13 protein-coding genes, 3 tRNA genes and 1 pseudogene are annotated in these 15,516 nt (G+C 71.6%); 6 read left to right on the top strand and 11 right to left on the bottom strand.

Annotation, left to right across the window (positions count from 1 at the left end; all coding sequences use genetic code 11):
- Positions 1 to 439: 439 nt before the first annotated feature.
- A complete protein-coding gene (locus tag CCN33_RS06790; RefSeq protein WP_030816885.1) occupies positions 440 to 691 on the top strand; it encodes a DUF3073 domain-containing protein in 252 nt (83 codons plus the stop codon).
- Positions 692 to 781: 90 nt separating this feature from the next.
- Here the strand turns inward: CCN33_RS06790 and purM are convergent, their stop codons facing one another.
- From purM to purS, 7 genes are all read right to left on the bottom strand, one after another.
- Entirely contained in the window at positions 782 to 1,852 is a 1,071-nt protein-coding gene (gene purM, locus CCN33_RS06785; RefSeq protein ID WP_086692257.1) for a phosphoribosylformylglycinamidine cyclo-ligase, read from the bottom strand.
- A 42-nt stretch (positions 1,853 to 1,894) separates the two neighbouring features.
- Complete coding sequence (purF, locus tag CCN33_RS06780; protein WP_086692254.1) at positions 1,895 to 3,424, bottom strand: amidophosphoribosyltransferase; 1,530 nt, start codon at positions 3,422 to 3,424, stop codon at positions 1,895 to 1,897.
- A gap of 200 nt (positions 3,425 to 3,624) precedes the next feature.
- Positions 3,625 to 4,065 carry an META domain-containing protein gene (locus CCN33_RS06775; RefSeq protein ID WP_244173709.1) on the bottom strand — a complete coding sequence of 147 codons (441 nt, stop codon included), beginning with the start codon at positions 4,063 to 4,065 and terminating at the stop codon, positions 3,625 to 3,627.
- A 58-nt stretch (positions 4,066 to 4,123) separates the two neighbouring features.
- Positions 4,124 to 4,879 (bottom strand): sterol carrier family protein, encoded by a 756-nt coding sequence (locus tag CCN33_RS06770; RefSeq protein ID WP_086692249.1) that lies wholly within the window; start codon positions 4,877 to 4,879, stop codon positions 4,124 to 4,126.
- Positions 4,880 to 4,938: 59 nt separating this feature from the next.
- Entirely contained in the window at positions 4,939 to 7,197 is a 2,259-nt protein-coding gene (purL, locus tag CCN33_RS06765; protein WP_086692246.1) for a phosphoribosylformylglycinamidine synthase subunit PurL, read from the bottom strand.
- Complete coding sequence (gene purQ / locus CCN33_RS06760) at positions 7,194 to 7,874, bottom strand: phosphoribosylformylglycinamidine synthase subunit PurQ (protein WP_086692243.1); 681 nt, start codon at positions 7,872 to 7,874, stop codon at positions 7,194 to 7,196. The genes purL and purQ overlap by 4 nt, the downstream gene beginning before the upstream one ends.
- Entirely contained in the window at positions 7,871 to 8,134 is a 264-nt protein-coding gene (purS, locus tag CCN33_RS06755; RefSeq protein ID WP_086692240.1) for a phosphoribosylformylglycinamidine synthase subunit PurS, read from the bottom strand. The genes purQ and purS overlap by 4 nt, the downstream gene beginning before the upstream one ends.
- 314 nt (positions 8,135 to 8,448) lie before the next feature.
- Here purS and CCN33_RS06750 point away from each other — a divergent pair, with 314 nt between their 5' ends.
- From CCN33_RS06750 to CCN33_RS06735, 5 genes and pseudogenes are all read left to right on the top strand, one after another.
- The gene (locus CCN33_RS06750; protein ID WP_030816899.1) at positions 8,449 to 8,766 is read left to right on the top strand and encodes a histone-like nucleoid-structuring protein Lsr2; all 318 of its coding nucleotides are present in this window, start codon (positions 8,449 to 8,451) and stop codon (positions 8,764 to 8,766) included.
- A gap of 157 nt (positions 8,767 to 8,923) precedes the next feature.
- Positions 8,924 to 8,995: transfer RNA gene (locus CCN33_RS06745), tRNA-Gly, on the top strand.
- Positions 8,996 to 9,074: 79 nt separating this feature from the next.
- A tRNA-Gly gene (locus CCN33_RS06740) sits at positions 9,075 to 9,147 on the top strand.
- Positions 9,148 to 9,224: 77 nt separating this feature from the next.
- Positions 9,225 to 9,671, top strand: a pseudogene (locus CCN33_RS32810) (response regulator); the annotation flags it as partial.
- Between the two features lie 23 nt (positions 9,672 to 9,694).
- Positions 9,695 to 9,770 (top strand) — tRNA-Gly (locus CCN33_RS06735).
- A 59-nt stretch (positions 9,771 to 9,829) separates the two neighbouring features.
- Here the strand turns inward: CCN33_RS06735 and CCN33_RS06730 are convergent.
- The 4 genes from CCN33_RS06730 to purD form a co-directional block, all read right to left on the bottom strand.
- On the bottom strand, positions 9,830 to 10,729 hold the full coding sequence (locus CCN33_RS06730; RefSeq protein WP_086692237.1) for a phosphoribosylaminoimidazolesuccinocarboxamide synthase: 900 nt from the start codon (positions 10,727 to 10,729) through the stop codon (positions 9,830 to 9,832).
- A 70-nt stretch (positions 10,730 to 10,799) separates the two neighbouring features.
- Positions 10,800 to 12,305, bottom strand: a complete 1,506-nt coding sequence (locus CCN33_RS06725; RefSeq protein WP_086692235.1) for a N,N-dimethylformamidase beta subunit family domain-containing protein — start codon at positions 12,303 to 12,305, stop codon at positions 10,800 to 10,802.
- A gap of 295 nt (positions 12,306 to 12,600) precedes the next feature.
- Complete coding sequence (locus tag CCN33_RS06720) at positions 12,601 to 14,415, bottom strand: M48 family metalloprotease (protein ID WP_086692232.1); 1,815 nt, start codon at positions 14,413 to 14,415, stop codon at positions 12,601 to 12,603.
- Between the two features lie 264 nt (positions 14,416 to 14,679).
- Positions 14,680 to 15,516 (bottom strand): phosphoribosylamine--glycine ligase (purD, locus tag CCN33_RS06715; protein ID WP_086692229.1); only part of this gene is annotated, 837 nt, incomplete at its 5' end.

The raw sequence follows: 15,516 nt of genomic DNA, 5'->3' as shown, positions 1-15,516 counted from the left end.
CTTCGCACGTGCGAAGTCGGACGGGGTTCCGCCCGCCGCCGCGGCCGACCGGATCGCCGAGCAGCGGATGGCCGACGCGCGCGCCGCACGCTGACCGACACGCCGGGGGAGCCCGAACCCGGCGATCTTGTCCCGTCCGCGTGCGGGCGGGCACCCGGGGCCCCCGGCGGTACCCGCCGGGGGCAACTTGGAGAGAACTGTCACTTCCGTCGGCGGGTCGTACCCCGATAAGTGGTTAAAATCGGCATTGACCAGCGAGGACAGGGCTCCTCGTGGGTCCTGTGCACACGCGCGTGCTGCGGGCGACGTACCGTATGGGCGCGGGCTCAGGTACCGTGGAAGCCCTACGGACCGGCCTCTCTACGGGGAGTCCGTTTCGGATCATGAACGCGTGTCAGACTCTGGGGCCGTTGAGCCCCGTCACCGAGGGGGTCGAGCCATGGGGCGCGGCCGGGCCAAGGCCAAGCAGACGAAGGTCGCCCGCCAGCTGAAGTACAACAGCGGTGGGACTGATCTGTCGCGTCTGGCCAGTGAACTGGGCGCATCGACTTCGAACCAGCCGCCTAACAGCGAGCCGTTCGAAGACGATGAGGACGACGAGGAAGACCTCTACTCCCGTTACGCCGACCTCTATGAGGACGACGACGAGGACGAGGACGACGGTCCCTCACAGCACCGTCGCGGCGCTTGACCTTGCACTGAGCATGAACAGCGGAAGACCGGTCGGTGGCACTGCCACCGACCGGCTTCTGTGCTGTCCGGGAACCGGCCGGCGGCCGCGCTAGACCGCGTAGTCGCCGACGAGCCCGGCGGCGCTCTCCTGCTCGCCGCGCTCGGCGATCGTGCCGGCCACCCAGGCCTCGACACCCCGGTCGGCGAGCGTGGTCAGCGCCGCCTCCGCGGACTCCGCCGGGACGACGGCCATCATGCCGACGCCCATGTTCAGCGTCTTCTCCAGCTCCAGCCGGGCCACGTCGCCGCTCCGGCCGACCAGGTCGAAGACCGGGCCCGGCGTCCAGGTGGAGCGGTCCACGGTGGCGTACAGCCCGTCCGGGATCACGCGGGCCAGGTTGGCCGCGAGACCGCCGCCGGTGATGTGCGAGAAGGCGTGCACCTCGGTGGTGCGGGTCAGCGCCAGGCAGTCCAGGGAGTAGATCTTCGTGGGCTCCAGCAGCTCCTCGCCGAGCGTCCGGCCCAGCTCCGCGACCTCGCTCTCCAGCGCCAGCCCGGCCCGCTCCAGCAGGACGTGGCGGACCAGGGAGTACCCGTTGGAGTGAAGCCCGGAGGACGCCATGGCGATCACCACGTCACCGGAGCGGATGCGGTCGGGGCCCAGCAGCCGGTCGGCCTCCACCACGCCGGTGCCGGCGCCGGCCACGTCGAAGTCGTCCGGGCCCAGCAGACCGGGGTGCTCGGCGGTCTCGCCGCCCACCAGGGCGCACCCGGCGAGCACACAGCCCTCCGCGATGCCCTTCACGATCGCGGCGACCCGCTCGGGGTGGACCTTGCCGACACAGATGTAGTCGGTCATGAAGAGCGGCTCGGCGCCGCACACCACGATGTCGTCCATGACCATGGCGACCAGGTCGTGCCCGATGGTGTCGTAGACGCCCAGGCGGCGCGCGATGTCGACCTTGGTGCCGACCCCGTCCGTGGCTGAGGCCAGCAGCGGGCGCTCGTAGCGCTTGAGGGCGGAGGCGTCGAAGAGGCCGGCGAAGCCGCCGATGCCGCCGAGGACCTCGGGACGGCGGGTCTTCTTCACCCACTCCTTCATCAGCTCGACGGCGCGGTCGCCCGCCTCGATGTCGACGCCCGCGCTCGCGTAGCTGGCGCCCGTGGTCTCAGAGGACATGCTTGAGAGAACTTTCCTGTCGTACGGCTCGGACGGCGCAGCTCAGGGACGCCGGATGGCGTCGGCCGCGGCGGTGGTGGCGGGCCCGGCCGCCAGCTCGGTCTCCAGCAGCTGCTTGCCGAGCAGCTCGGGGTCGGGGAGGTCCATCGGGTACTCACCGTCGAAGCAGGCACGGCACAGGTCCGGCTTGGCGATGGTGGTCGCCTCGATCATGCCGTCGATGGAGATGTACGCGAGCGAGTCGGCGCCCAGGCTGGTGCCGATCTCCTCGATCGTCATGCCGTTGGCGATCAGCTCGGCGCGGGTGGCGAAGTCGATGCCGAAGAAGCAGGGCCACTTCACCGGGGGCGAGGAGATCCGGATGTGGACCTCGGCGGCGCCCGCCTCGCGCAGCATGCGGACCAGGGCCCGCTGGGTGTTGCCGCGCACGATGGAGTCGTCCACGACGACCAGGCGCTTGCCCTTGATGACTTCCTTGAGCGGGTTCAGCTTCAGCCGGATGCCGAGCTGGCGGATCGTCTGCGAGGGCTGGATGAAGGTCCGGCCGACGTAGGCGTTCTTCACCAGGCCGTTGCCGAAGGGGATGCCGGACGCCTCGGCGTACCCGATCGCGGCCGGGGTGCCGGACTCCGGCGTCGCTATGACCAGATCGGCCTCGGCGGGCGCCTCCTTGGCCAGGCGGCGGCCCATCTCGACGCGGGACAGATAGACGTTCCGGCCGGCGATGTCGGTGTCCGGGCGGGCCAGGTACACGTACTCGAAGACACAGCCCTTGGGCTTCGCTTCCGCGAACCGGGAGGTGCGCAGACCGTTCTCGTCGATGGCGATGAACTCGCCCGGCTCGATCTCCCGGACGTAGGACGCGCCGCAGATGTCGAGCGCGGCGGACTCGGAGGCGACCACCCAGCCGCGCTCCAGCCGGCCGAGGACCAGCGGGCGGATGCCCTGCGGGTCACGGGCGGCGTAGAGGGTGTGCTCGTCCATGAAGACGAGGCTGAAGGCGCCCTGGACCTTGGGGAGCACCGCATGGGCGGCCTCCTCGATGGTCAGCGGCTTGCCGTCCTCGTCGACCTGCGCGGCGAGGAGTGCCGTCAGCAGGTCGGTGTCGTTGGTGGCCGCGACCCGGGTGGAGCGGCCGTTGGTGTCCTTGGGCAGGTCGGCGACCATCTCCGCCAGCTGGGCGGTGTTGACCAGGTTGCCATTGTGGCCGAGCGCGATGGAACCGTGCGCGGTGGCACGGAACGTCGGCTGGGCGTTCTCCCACACGGAGGCGCCGGTGGTCGAGTAGCGGGCGTGACCGACCGCGATATGACCCTGGAGCGAACCGAGCGAGGTTTCGTCGAAGACCTGGGAGACCAGGCCCATGTCCTTGAAGACGAGGATCTGGGAGCCATTGCTGACCGCGATTCCCGCGGATTCCTGACCCCGGTGCTGGAGGGCGTACAGCCCGAAGTACGTGAGCTTTGCGACCTCTTCACCCGGCGCCCAGACACCGAAGACGCCGCAAGCGTCCTGGGGGCCTTTTTCGCCGGGAAGCAGATCGTGATTGAGTCGACCGTCACCACGTGGCACGTTCCCGAGTGTAGGCGAGGCCGACCGCTGGGCCGAATTGGGGATATGTGGCCCCCGCCGAACCCGGACTCGCGATCACTTTGGCTGATTCTACGTTTGCGCAGGTCAGAGGGGTGACCGCGGGTCGGGTCAGAGGTGGCCGCAGCTCAGGTGAGCGCTCCGGGAGCCTCTGGGAGCCGTCCTGAGTGAGTTGTCGCACATCATTCGGACGCGCTCGGCGTGAGCTGGACGCGCCCGCCCTCGCCCGTGGTGAGGGTGAGCGCGCCGTCGTCGGTACGGGCGGTCAGGGCACCGGAGTCGAGGGCGCGGGTCAGCGCGCGTTCGAAGGTCATACGGGGTTCGTCGCAGGCCATGCGGGTGGTGCGCAGGGTGCCGAAGTCGATCCGGCCGCCGTCGATGGTGGTGGGCGCGGAGAAGGTGTTGCAGCCGAGGTTGCCGGTCGCGCGGCCCTTTGCGTCGATGCGGATGCGGGCGGCCGCGGGGGCGCGGTGCGTGGTGCCGCCCTCGGTGACGCTGTCCACCCGCCAGTCCGTGCCGGTGAGCTTCGGGGGCGGCGCCACCGAGCCGCTGCCGGTGTCGGCGGTGCCGTTCCCACAGGCCACCGCGAGCGGTACGAGCGCGGCGGCCACGGTCAGTGTCATGCGCTGCGTGTGCCGGTCCATACCCCTCCGACGTGCGCGGCGCGGCCGGGGTTCCCCGCTATCCGCCGAGTGGCAGCAGCCCGGAGAGGTCGGCGCGCTCCCCGCTGGCGCTCACCTCGGCCCGCGCGACGGCGTCCGCCCAGGCCAGGCGCCCGGTGGCGAGGCGGACCCAGGTGAGCGGGCCGGTCTCGACCACGTTGGGCGGTGTCCCCCGGGTGTGCCTCAGCCCCTCGACGCACTGCACCACCGCGTAGGGCGGCACCCGGACCTCGGTGGAGCCGCCGGGCGCCTTCACGGCGAGGGCGTCGGCGAGCAGCCGGGTCGCGGCGGCCAGGGCCTGCCGGTCTACCGGCACCTCGAGTCCGGGCACCGCACCGGACAGGTCGTCGGCGGCGAGGACCAGCTCGACGGCGCGGGTGACCAGGTACTCGTTGAGCGGCAGCACCCCGGCACCGGTGTCCACCAGCGGGCTGCCCGGATGGTCGGCCAGCAGCGCCCGGAGATCCTCCTCGGCGGCACCGAGATCGAGCGGTACGGGGGTGAAGGCGACGGCCCTGCGCAGCGGCCACTCCGCGAGCGGCAGCGTCTGCTTGAACTGGGCCGGCCGCTCCACCGCCTGCCGCACGGCGAGGACGGACGCCGCGACCTGCTCGGCCAGCTCCCGCACGGTCGTCCCCTCCCGCCGCGTGGGCAGGGACAGTTGACCGGGATCGAGCCCCTCCACGGCCTCCCGCACCGCGCCGAGCTGGGCGAGCACGGCGGCACGGGTCCGGAGGGGGTCGTACTTACGGGCACGCTTCTTGGCCGGAGGCATGGAGCGACCCTATGCCGGGACGGCCCCCGCCCGGGTGGGGCGGGGGCCGTCCGCGGTCGTCACGCCAGCAGCGCCGGGATCGTGCTCTCGTGCGCCTCGCGCAGCTCGGCCAGGGAGAGGACGAACTCGCCCTGGATGTCGACCGAGTCACCGTCGACGACACCGATACGCGTGGCCGGGAGGCCCCGCGCGCCGCACATGTCGGTGAAGCGCAGCTCCTCCGAGCGCGGCACGGCGACGAGCGCGCGGCCCGCCGACTCCGAGAGGAGGAAGGTGAACGCGTCCAGACCGTCCGGGACGATCAGCCGCGCGCCCTTCTCCCCGAGCAGCGCCGACTCGACCACGGCCTGGATCAGACCGCCGTCGGAGAGGTCGTGCGCGGAGTCGATCATGCCGTCGCGGGAGGCGGAGATCAGGATCTCGGCCAGCAGCCGCTCCCGCTCCAGGTCGACCTTCGGCGGCAGCCCGCCGAGGTGGTCGTGGACGACCTGGGACCAGGCCGAACCGCCGAACTCCTCGGCGGTGTCGCCCAGCAGGTAGAGGAGCTGGCCCTCCTCCTGGAAGGCGACCGGGGTGCGCCGGGCCACGTCGTCGATGACGCCGAGGACCGCGACCACCGGGGTCGGGTGGATGGCGGCCTCGCCGGTCTGGTTGTACAGCGAGACGTTGCCGCCGGTCACCGGGGTGCCGAGCTGGAGGCAGCCGTCCGCCAGACCGCGCACGGCCTCCGCGAACTGCCACATCACGGCCGGGTCCTCGGGCGAGCCGAAGTTCAGGCAGTCGGAGACGGCGAGCGGCTTGGCACCGGTCGTCGCCACGTTCCGGTACGCCTCGGCGAGCGCGAGCTGCGCGCCGGTGTACGGGTCGAGCTTGGCGTAGCGGCCGTTGCCGTCGGTGGCGATGGCGACGCCGAGGCCGGTCTCCTCGTCCACGCGGATCATGCCGGAGTCCTCCGGCTGGGCGAGGACGGTGTTGCCCTGCACGAAGTGGTCGTACTGCGAGGTGATCCACTTCTTCGATGCCTGGTTGGGCGACGCGACCAGCTTCAGGACCTGCTCGCGCAGCTCCTCGGCGGTGGCCGGGCGGGGCAGCTTGTTCGCGTCGTCGGCCTGGAGGGCGTCCTGCCAGTCGGGGCGGGCGTAAGGGCGCTCGTAGACCGGGCCGTCGTGGGCGACCGTGCGCGGGTCGACGTCGACGATCTTCTCCCCGTGCCAGAAGATCTCCAGCCGGTCGCCGTCGGTGACCTCACCGATGACGGTGGCGATGACGTCCCACTTCTCGCAGATCTCCAGGAAGCGGTCGACCTTCTCCGGCTCGACCACCGCGCACATGCGTTCCTGCGACTCGCTCATGAGGATCTCCTCGGGCGAGAGCGTGGAGTCGCGCAGCGGTACGTCGTCCAGGGTGACGCGCATGCCGCCCGAGCCGTTGGAGGCCAGCTCGCTCGTCGCGCAGGACAGGCCCGCCGCGCCGAGGTCCTGGATGCCGACGACGAGCTTCTCCTGGAACGCCTCCAGGGTGCACTCGATGAGCAGCTTCTCCTGGAAGGGGTCGCCGACCTGCACCGCGGGGCGCTTGGAGGGCTTGGCGTCGTCGAAGGTCTCCGAGGCGAGGATCGACGCGCCGCCGATGCCGTCGCCGCCGGTGCGGGCGCCGTAGAGGATGACCTTGTTGCCGGCGCCGGACGCCTTGGCCAGGTGGATGTCCTCGTGCCGCATGACACCGATGGCACCGGCGTTCACCAGCGGGTTGCCCTGGTAGCAGGCGTCGAAGACGACCTCGCCGCCGATGTTGGGCAGGCCCAGGCAGTTGCCGTAGCCGCCGATGCCCGCGACCACGCCGGGCAGCACGCGCTTGGTGTCGGGGTGGTCCGCGGCACCGAAGCGCAGCGGGTCCACGACCGCGACCGGGCGGGCGCCCATGGCGATGATGTCGCGGACGATGCCGCCGACGCCCGTGGCCGCGCCCTGGTAGGGCTCGACGTAGGAGGGGTGGTTGTGCGACTCGACCTTGAAGGTGACCGCGTAGCCCTGGCCGACGTCCACCACACCGGCGTTCTCACCGATGCCGACGAGCATGGCGTCCGACTGGGGCGCCTTCTCGCCGAACTGGCGCAGGTGGACCTTGGAGGACTTGTACGAGCAGTGCTCGGACCACATGACCGAGTACATGGCGAGTTCGGCGCCGGTCGGGCGGCGGCCGAGGATCTCGACCACCCGCTCGTACTCGTCCTTCTTCAGGCCCAGTTCGGCCCAGGGCAGCTCGACGTCGGGGGTCGCGGCCGCGTTGTCGACCGTGTCCAGAGGCGTCCGGCTCATGCGTTGACCAGCTTCTTCAGGATCGAGGTGAAGAACGGGAGGCCGTCGGTGCGGCCGGTTCCGATCAGCGGCTCGACGGCGTGCTCGGGGTGCGGCATGAGGCCGACCACGTTCCCGGCCTCGTTGGTGATGCCGGCGATGTCGCGCAGCGAGCCGTTGGGGTTGACGTCCAGGTAGCGGAAGACGACCCGGCCCTCCGCCTCCAGCTTGTCGAGCGTGTACTCGTCGGCGACGTACCGGCCGTCCATGTTCTTGAGCGGGATGTGGATCTCCTGGCCCTGGCGGTAGTCGCCGGTCCAGGCCGTCCCCGCGTTCTCCACCCGCAGCTTCTGGTCGCGGCAGATGAAGTGGAGGTGGTCGTTGCCGAGCATCCCGCCGGGCAGCAGGTGCGCCTCGGTGAGGACCTGGAAGCCGTTGCAGATACCGAGGACCGGAAGGCCGGCCTTCGCCTGCTCGATGACGGACTCCATCACCGGCGAGAAGCGGGAGATCGCCCCGGCGCGCAGATAGTCGCCGTAGGAGAAACCGCCCGGCAGCACGACGGCGTCGACCTGCTTGAGGTCCTTGTCCTTGTGCCAGAGGGCTACGGGTTCGGCGCCGGCGAGGGTGATCGCGCGCCGGGTGTCACGGTCGTCGAGACTTCCCGGAAATGTGACGACACCAATACGAGCGGTCACTCGGCGGCCCCCGCTACTTCCTCCACCTTCACGGTGAAGTCTTCGATCACGGTGTTGGCGAGGAAGGATTCCGCCAGATCATGGATGCGGGCGAGCGCGGCCTCGTCGACCGGCCCCTCTACTTCCAGCTCGAATCGCTTTCCCTGACGGACGTCCGAGATCCCCGCGAAACCCAGGCGTGGCAGCGCACGCTGGACCGCCTGGCCCTGGGGGTCGAGGATCTCCGGCTTGAGCATGACGTCGACTACGACGCGTGCCACTGGCACTCCCGGTGTGTGGTGCTGAGCAGGTTCCTTCAGACTACCCGTACAAAATTTCTACGCGGGTAGAGTTGGAGGTTTCTACGTGACCCGCATCACGATCGGGTGTCGAACACCGACCCCGGTGGAAATTTCTGGGAAAGTTCTGCGGGCCACTGGTGAGGCCTATTGAGTCCGGACACGCGGAGGTATTCAGTAGGGCTTCCCAATTCATTGGCGCGCACTGTACAAATGAATTGGCAATAGCCGATACTCGGCACGTCATTGCCGGCTCGACACCGGTACCGACGTGCCGCACGAAGGGACCGATATCCGTGGCGCAAAAGGTCGTGGTCACGCTCTTCGACGACATCGACGGCTCGGAAGCGGCGGAAACGATCGCCTTCGGACTCGACGGCAAGTCGTACGAGATCGACCTGAACGAAACCAACGCCAAGAAACTGCGCAAGGCGCTCGCGCCCTACGTGGAGGCCGGCCGCAAGCGCGCACGGTCCGGGAAGGCGTACCGGCAGACCGAGGTCGCCCCCGACCCGTCGGCGATCCGCGCCTGGGCCCAGGCGAACAAGATGGACGTGCCCGCCCGCGGCCGCATCCCCAAGAAGGTCTACGAGGCGTTCAGCGAGGCCCGCTGAGCCCGTACGGGCTTCACCCTCAGGGCCTGGACCCGCGGGCCCTGAGACTCGTTCACCTGCCGCCGCGGGGACCCGACTTGCGCAACCCCCCTGCTGATCGGCTAATGTCTGGCTCACGCCGAGGGGCAAGGCCGAAAGGCCGAAACCCACGGACCGTGCGGGTGTAGTTCAGTAGTAGAACACCCCCCTTCCAGGGGGGAGGCGCAGTGTGCGATTCCTGTCACCCGCTCTGGCACCGGTCATGACCATCCTTTTGGATCAGGTAGGCTGGTGCTCGCACCGATCGGTGGGAGCCGGTCGGGAGCAGTGCGGACGTAGCTCAGTTGGTAGAGCGCAACCTTGCCAAGGTTGAGGTCGCGAGTTCGAGCCTCGTCGTCCGCTCAGTGAAAAGGCCCCGGTCTTCGGACCGGGGCCTTTTGCATGCCGCCATGGGGCTGACCTTTTCCCGGAACACCGGTGCGGTACTGGATCTCCGGATACCGGGCGCCGGCGGTGTGAGGGTCGCCACAGCCCCGCGGGCCGAACTGCCCGGCTGCCAGGTGCTGATCGCGACCGGGCACGGTGGCCGGGTCACCTGAAGCGGGCGCTCGCGGCCGGGGTGCGGGGGCGCGTGCCGACGCCGGTCAGCGCCGGACGACTCGCCGGCGTCATCAGCATCCTGCACGCCGGAAACCGCTGCGCCGAACTCGAGTTGGTCGCCGCCGCGACCTCCGCCGGCGACTCCCGCTGACCGTGCGAAAGGCGGGAACCGGCGGCCGGCGGGGCGCCGTCACGGAGATCGCCGAGCGGGCCTCGCTGCCACCGGGGAGACGGTACGGACCCGCCTGTTCTCGACCGTCACCACGCCGGACGCCGGGCACCGGCACACCGCGGTGTGTCTCGCACACCACCGGGGTTGGGTATAGTTGGCTCCGCGCCACGGCGCACTGCGGACGTAGCTCAGTTGGTAGAGCGCAACCTTGCCAAGGTTGAGGTCGCGAGTTCGAGCCTCGTCGTCCGCTCCATGAAGAAGCCCCCCGGTTCTCACCGGGGGGTTTCTTCGGTCCCAGGGTGCGGACACCCCCTATGACCAGCGGGTGCCGGTCAGGCGCTCGTACGCCTCGATGTACTTGGCGCGGGTCGCCTCCACCACCTGGGCGGGCAGCGCGGGCGGGGGCTGCTCGCTCTTGCGGTCCCAGCCGGACTCGGGGCCGGTCAGCCAGTCCCGCACGAACTGCTTGTCGTACGACGGCTGGGCGTGCCCCGGCTCCCAGGTCTCGGCCGGCCAGAAGCGCGACGAGTCGGGGGTGAGCACCTCGTCGGCGAGGACCAGGGTGCCGCCGTCGAAGCCGAACTCGAACTTGGTGTCGGCCAGCACGATCCCCCGCTCACGGGCGATGTCGCGGGCACGGGCGTACACCGCGAGGGTGAGCTGGCGGAGCTGGGCGGCGGTCTCCGCGCCGACCTGGCGGGCCACCTCCTCGTACGACACGTTCTCGTCGTGCTCGCCGACCTCGGCCTTGGTGGCCGGGGTGAAGATCGGGCCGGGCAGCTCCGAGCCGTCCACCAGCCCCTCGGGCAGGGCGAGCCCGCAGACCGTACGCGACTCCCGGTACTCCGCGAGGCCCGACCCGGTCAGATAGCCGCGCGCCACGCACTCCACCGGAACCATGTCCAGCGACTTGCAGACCAGGGTGCGGCCCGCCCAGTCGGCCGGGGCTCCCTCGGGCAGCTCGGTGCTGATGACGTGGTTCGGCGCCAGGTCGCGGAGCTGGTCGAACCACCACAGGGACAACCGGGTCAGCACCCGGCCCTTGTCGGGGATCTCGGTGGGCAGCACCCAGTCGTACGCGGAGATGCGGTCGCTGGCGACCATCACGAGGTCGCCCGCCTCGTCGCGGTACAGATCGCGCACCTTGCCGGTGTGCAGGTGCACCAGACCCGGAACCTGGAGCGGCTCGGGCTTTTCTACGAATCCGGACACGGTTCCTCCCCGTGGTTCTGTCCAACTGCCTCGATTCTCCCGTATGCCGGGGAGGGGGCAGGTGGCAGGGTCAGTCCCGCTTGCAGATACGGTCCAGCAGGTTGGCGGTGGCGCGCTGGACGCGCGCGTCCACATGGCCGGGCCGGTCCAGCGCGGGTGACCAGGCGAAGGTGCCGGAGGCGAAGACCCAGGCACCGGAGGGGGCGCGGTACAGGGAGGTCTCCTGGTGCCGCCGGACGCCCTCGCCGTCGGTGTAGGGGGAGTGCGCGAGCAGCACGCGCTCCTCGTGCTCGGGCAGGGCGGTGCGCGGGAAGTACCGGTCGGCCTCGCCCGCGACCAGGCCCGCGATCTCGTCACCCTCGCGGGCGCCGGTGGCGTCCCACAGCCAGTGCCCGGCGTTGCGGACGATCAGCGGATGCGGCTCGGGCACCCGGCCCGCGTACTGGATGTCGATCACCTGCTGTTCGGGGCGGTCGATCTCCCGCCACAGCACCGGCTTTCCGGGGCCCTTGCGCTTGCGGCAGGTCAGCAGCCGGTCCGGCACCCCGGACGCGGAGGGGGACAACTCCACCTGCCAGTACATGGTGTTGGCCGACAGGAAGACCAGTGAGGTCCCCCGGTCGCGGGCCTCCTCCACCGCCCGCCGCATCGGCGCCGACCAGTACTCGTCGTGGCCGGGGAAGACCAGGCCCCGGTACCGGGTGGGGTCGATCCGGCCGGCGTGCAGATCGCGGGCGTCGGCGTAGGCGAGGTCGTAGCCGTAGCGCTCGGCCCAGCGGATGAAGTCGTAGGCGTGGCCCACGTGCAGGGGCAGGCCCGCACCGGCGTAGGGGCGGTCGAAGGAGACCGTGGTGGCGGCGTCGGCCTCGCCGAGGAGGGTGCCCTTGTCGTCCCAGGCGTGGTAGAGGCTGGCCCCGGTGCGGCCGTCCTCGGGGTAGAGGTTGTACGCCTGCCAGGTGATGTCCGGGAGCAGCAGGAGCAGGTCGGCGGGCTCGTCGTCGCGGACCGTGAAGGGCACGTGGGAGCGGTAGCCGTCGGCGGTGGTGAGGACCGCGACGTACGCCCCGACCCGCCACTCGGCGGGGACCTGGAGGCGCCAGGACAGCCACCAGTGGTGGCAGGAGACCGTACGGTCGGCGGCGAGCGGCGCGGACTGGACGATGCCGGAGAGCCGGGGGCTGGTGGTGATCTTCGCGGCGCCGTGCCCGGCGTAGTGGCCGATCCGGTAGATGTCGACGCTGAACTCCTGCGGCGGGTCGACCGTGATGTGGAAGTCGATCGCCTCGCCGGGGGCGACCGCACCGGTGGACGCGAACCCCTTGATCTGGCGGCCCACGTCGTCGGCCGAGCGCGGGCCGGGACCGGCCGAACGCGGCGCCGGGACGCGCGCTCCGGGCCGGCCGGACCGGGTGGTGGCCGGCTGGATGGGGTCGACGTACCAGGGCACCACGTGTCCGGTGTCGTCGAAGTAGGTCTCGCTGCCGCGCAGCCAGGGCACCGGGCCCAGGCCGAAGGGATCGGTGACGGCGTGCGCGAGCGCTCCCGACTCCCACCGGCGGATGTGCTCCGAGGTCATGGACGCCCCCTCCCTCGTGTCCCCCGTTGCCAAGATGGCGTTGTCTGTGGTGCCAGGACCGGAACCCGGTGTCGTCGCCTGCCGTCTCGGGTGTGCTCGGTGCGCCGGATCGCTCGGCCGTGTGGGCGCGTGTCGTATGCCCGTGCCATGTGCGTGCCGGTCCCAGCACATCACATAACGCACGACTCCGGTCACTGTTCGTTGTGAATTGGCCTGAAGTGGAAGGCGGTGCTCCGTTACGCCGGTGGACGGCCGGGACTCCTGGTGCCCGGTGACGACTTCTGTGCCGCTTGGCTCAGACCAGCCGGACCGGCTTCTCCGGCCGTATCCCGGACTCGGCCAGCCAGGCGCGCAGCGGGGCCGGATCGCCCTCCTCGATCAGGCTGAGCACCTTGGGGGTGAGGTCGGCGGCGCGCTCGCCGTCCAGCAGCAGGGTGGGGCCGTCCAGCCAGTCCAGGCCGGGGGCGGCTCCGGCGGTGTCGACGGCCGCGCAGCAGATCATCGCGGTGATGTGCGCGGCGAGCAGTTCGCGTCCGGTGCGCGGGGGCTGGAGCGGGAACAGCGGCAGATCGCCGTCCTCCCAGAGCGCGCTGTCGGGGCCTTGGGCCCTCGCCCCCCGCGGTACGGCGCTCTCCTCGCGCTCCTCGCGGGCGAGGGCCGCGCTGAGGCCGGCGGCGAGGAGGGCGCTGCGCTCGGTGGCGGGGTCGGGGTCGGCGTCCGCGCTGCCGGGGGTGTCCGCGCTCTCTTCGCTGACTTCGCTGACTTCGCGGTCTTCGTTGTCGAGGGGAGCGGTGGGTGCCGGGACCGTGAGGGCGGTGGCGGCGGGCTCGGCGAGGTGGTCCAGGACGCGGGCGAGGGTCGGGCCGCCGGGGTCCGGGGCGGCCGGGTCCAGGCTGGGGCTGACGCCCAGGGAGTCCAGTACCCGGTGCAGCCGGGCCGCCTCCGCGCGCCAGGTGCGGTCCACGACCTCCTCCGGGTATGCCTGCCAGTCCACCGGCGCCCAGCTCGGGCCCGACTCCGCCGGGCCGCCGTGGAAGAGGCGGGCGGTGAGCAGGGACACCGCCTCGTCCACCGCGCCGGGCTCCTCCAGCAGATCGCACGCCGGGCGCTCGCCGAGCCGGGCGGCGAAGCCGTCGGCCAGCCGGTCGCGCCGGGACAGCTCGGTCAGCGCGGCGGCCACGCCCACGTCAAGCCGGGACGGCCAGCGGCCCATCCGCCACGCGGGCAGCGCCACCTTGGTCAGCAGCCGGTCCCAGCCCGCGTACGCCAGGCCGACCTGCTCCTGGGCGGCGATCCGGGGGCCGTAGTCCACCGCGTGGGCACGCTCGGCGGCGGCCGTGGCGACCCCGCGCTCCATCAGCGCAGCATGCTCACGGCAGCCCCGCAGCAGCAGCCGGGCGACCCGGCCGAGGGACGCGTACACCCCACGGGTCAGCGGGCCGCGGCCCGGCGCGTCGGCGACGGCCACCGCGGCGTCCAGACCGCGGACGAAGCGGCGGGCGGCGGCTATGTCGGGCTGCGCGGAGGGGCCCGTACCGGCGACGACCGGGGCGAGCACCGCGCGCAGTTCCGCGACCCGCATCCACCACAGGAAGGGCGACCCGATCACCAGCACCGGCGCCGGGACGGCCAACCGCCGCTCGATGCGGGCACCGGGGACCGCCGGCTCGTCGTGCGCGCGGCTGACGGGCGGGGCGTGCGCCGGATGCGTACGGTCCTCGAGCCAGCTGTCGCAGTCCGGGGTGAGCGCTATCGCGGAGGGCGCGGGCACGTCCAGCCGGTCGGCCAGCTCGCGCACCATCCGGTACAGGTCGGGGGCGGACCGCTCGGACACCGGGACCGTGGGGCTCGCGGCGGGGCGCGCGCGGGCCACTACCAGGGCGATGCCGGCCGTCGCCAGCAGCACCAGCACCGCGAGGACGCCCACCACCCACCGGGCCGTGTCCCAGCCCTGGCCGGTGAACTGGCCGGTGGCCGCGCCCGTCAGCAGGATCACCTCGGCGGCCGCGGGCAGCAGCGCCACGGCCAGCGCCCTGCTGCGCACCCGCAGCACGGCCAGCGCGCGCGAACGCGCGGCCCTGGCGCCCAGCTCCCCACCGGTTCCGGTCATGCGCGACGCTCACCCCCTGCCTGCCGATCGCGTGCTGTCCTGGCGGTGCCCACTCCCCCACTGTGGCACCCGTCACTGACATCGCAATGCCGGTGGGCCAAGTGCCGGACCGCATGCGCCGCACCATAGTTGGGGCCCCGGCCCCCGTCAGCCGGATAGCGCATTGCTCACTCGATGGAATGGCCTTGGTCAGAGCTGGGTGACAGACGGCAAAGATCAGGCCCCGGATTTCGGAGTCCGGGGCCTGAGGTCGAAGGAGGGCTTCTACGCCCCGGTCGCGGCCGTCTCGGCCGTCTCGGCCGCCTTCGCCGCGATGTCGGTGCGGTGGTGCGAGCCGTCGAGACCGATCCGGGCCACCGCGCGGTACGCCCGCTCGCGCGCCTCGGCGAGGTCCTCGCCGGTGGCCGTGACGGACAGCACGCGGCCGCCCGCACTGACGACGGTGTTCCCGTCCTGCTTCGTCCCGGCGTGCAGGACGTAGGCGTGCGGGGCGTCCTCGGCGGCCACCTCGGCCAGGCCGGTGATCGGGTCGCCGGTGCGGGGGGTGCCGGGGTAGTTGTGCGAGGCGACGACCACGGTGACGGCCGCATCCTCGCTCCAGCGCAGCGGCTCCAGGTCGGCGAGGGTGCCGTTGGCGGAGGCGAGCAGGAGGGAGGCGAGCGGGCTCTTCAGGCGGGCCAGCACGACCTGGGTCTCGGGGTCTCCGAAGCGGGCGTTGAACTCGATGACCCGTACCCCGCGCGAGGTGATCGCCAGCCCCGCGTACAGCAGGCCGGAGAAGGGGGTGCCACGCCTGCGCAGCTCGTCCACGGTCGGCTGGAGCACGGTGCGCAGCACGTCGTCCACCAGCTCCGGGTCGGCCCACGGCAGCGGGGAGTACGCGCCCATGCCACCGGTGTTGGGGCCCTCGTCGCCGTCGAGCGCGCGCTTGAAGTCCTGGGCGGGCTGGAGCGGTACGACCGTCTCGCCGTCCGTCACCGCGAAGAGCGAGACCTCGGGGCCGTCGAGGAACTCCTCGATCACCACCCGCTCGCACCCGGCCGCGTGCGCCTTGGCCTCCTCGACGTCCGAGGTGACGACCACGCCCTTGCCCGCGGCCAG

The sequence above is a fragment of the Streptomyces recifensis genome (genome assembly GCF_002154615.1).
GTDB lineage: Bacteria > Actinomycetota > Actinomycetes > Streptomycetales > Streptomycetaceae > Streptomyces > Streptomyces griseoluteus.
This window is presented reverse-complemented; position numbering and strand designations above follow the sequence as displayed.

Bases quoted from the DNA above. Each gene is read 5' to 3' on its own strand.
- CCN33_RS06775 (WP_244173709.1), bottom strand. From the start codon at position 4,065: ATGACACTGACCGTGGCCGCCGCGCTCGTACCGCTCGCGGTGGCCTGT.
- CCN33_RS06725 (WP_086692235.1), bottom strand. From the start codon at position 12,305: ATGACCTCGGAGCACATCCGCCGGTGGGAGTCGGGAGCGCTCGCGCAC.
- CCN33_RS06720 (WP_086692232.1), bottom strand. From the start codon at position 14,415: ATGACCGGAACCGGTGGGGAGCTGGGCGCCAGGGCCGCGCGTTCGCGC.
- CCN33_RS06790 (WP_030816885.1), top strand. From the start codon at position 440: ATGGGGCGCGGCCGGGCCAAGGCCAAGCAGACGAAGGTCGCCCGCCAG.
- purM (WP_086692257.1), bottom strand. From the start codon at position 1,852: ATGTCCTCTGAGACCACGGGCGCCAGCTACGCGAGCGCGGGCGTCGAC.
- CCN33_RS06770 (WP_086692249.1), bottom strand. From the start codon at position 4,879: ATGCCTCCGGCCAAGAAGCGTGCCCGTAAGTACGACCCCCTCCGGACC.
- purL (WP_086692246.1), bottom strand. From the start codon at position 7,197: ATGAGCCGGACGCCTCTGGACACGGTCGACAACGCGGCCGCGACCCCC.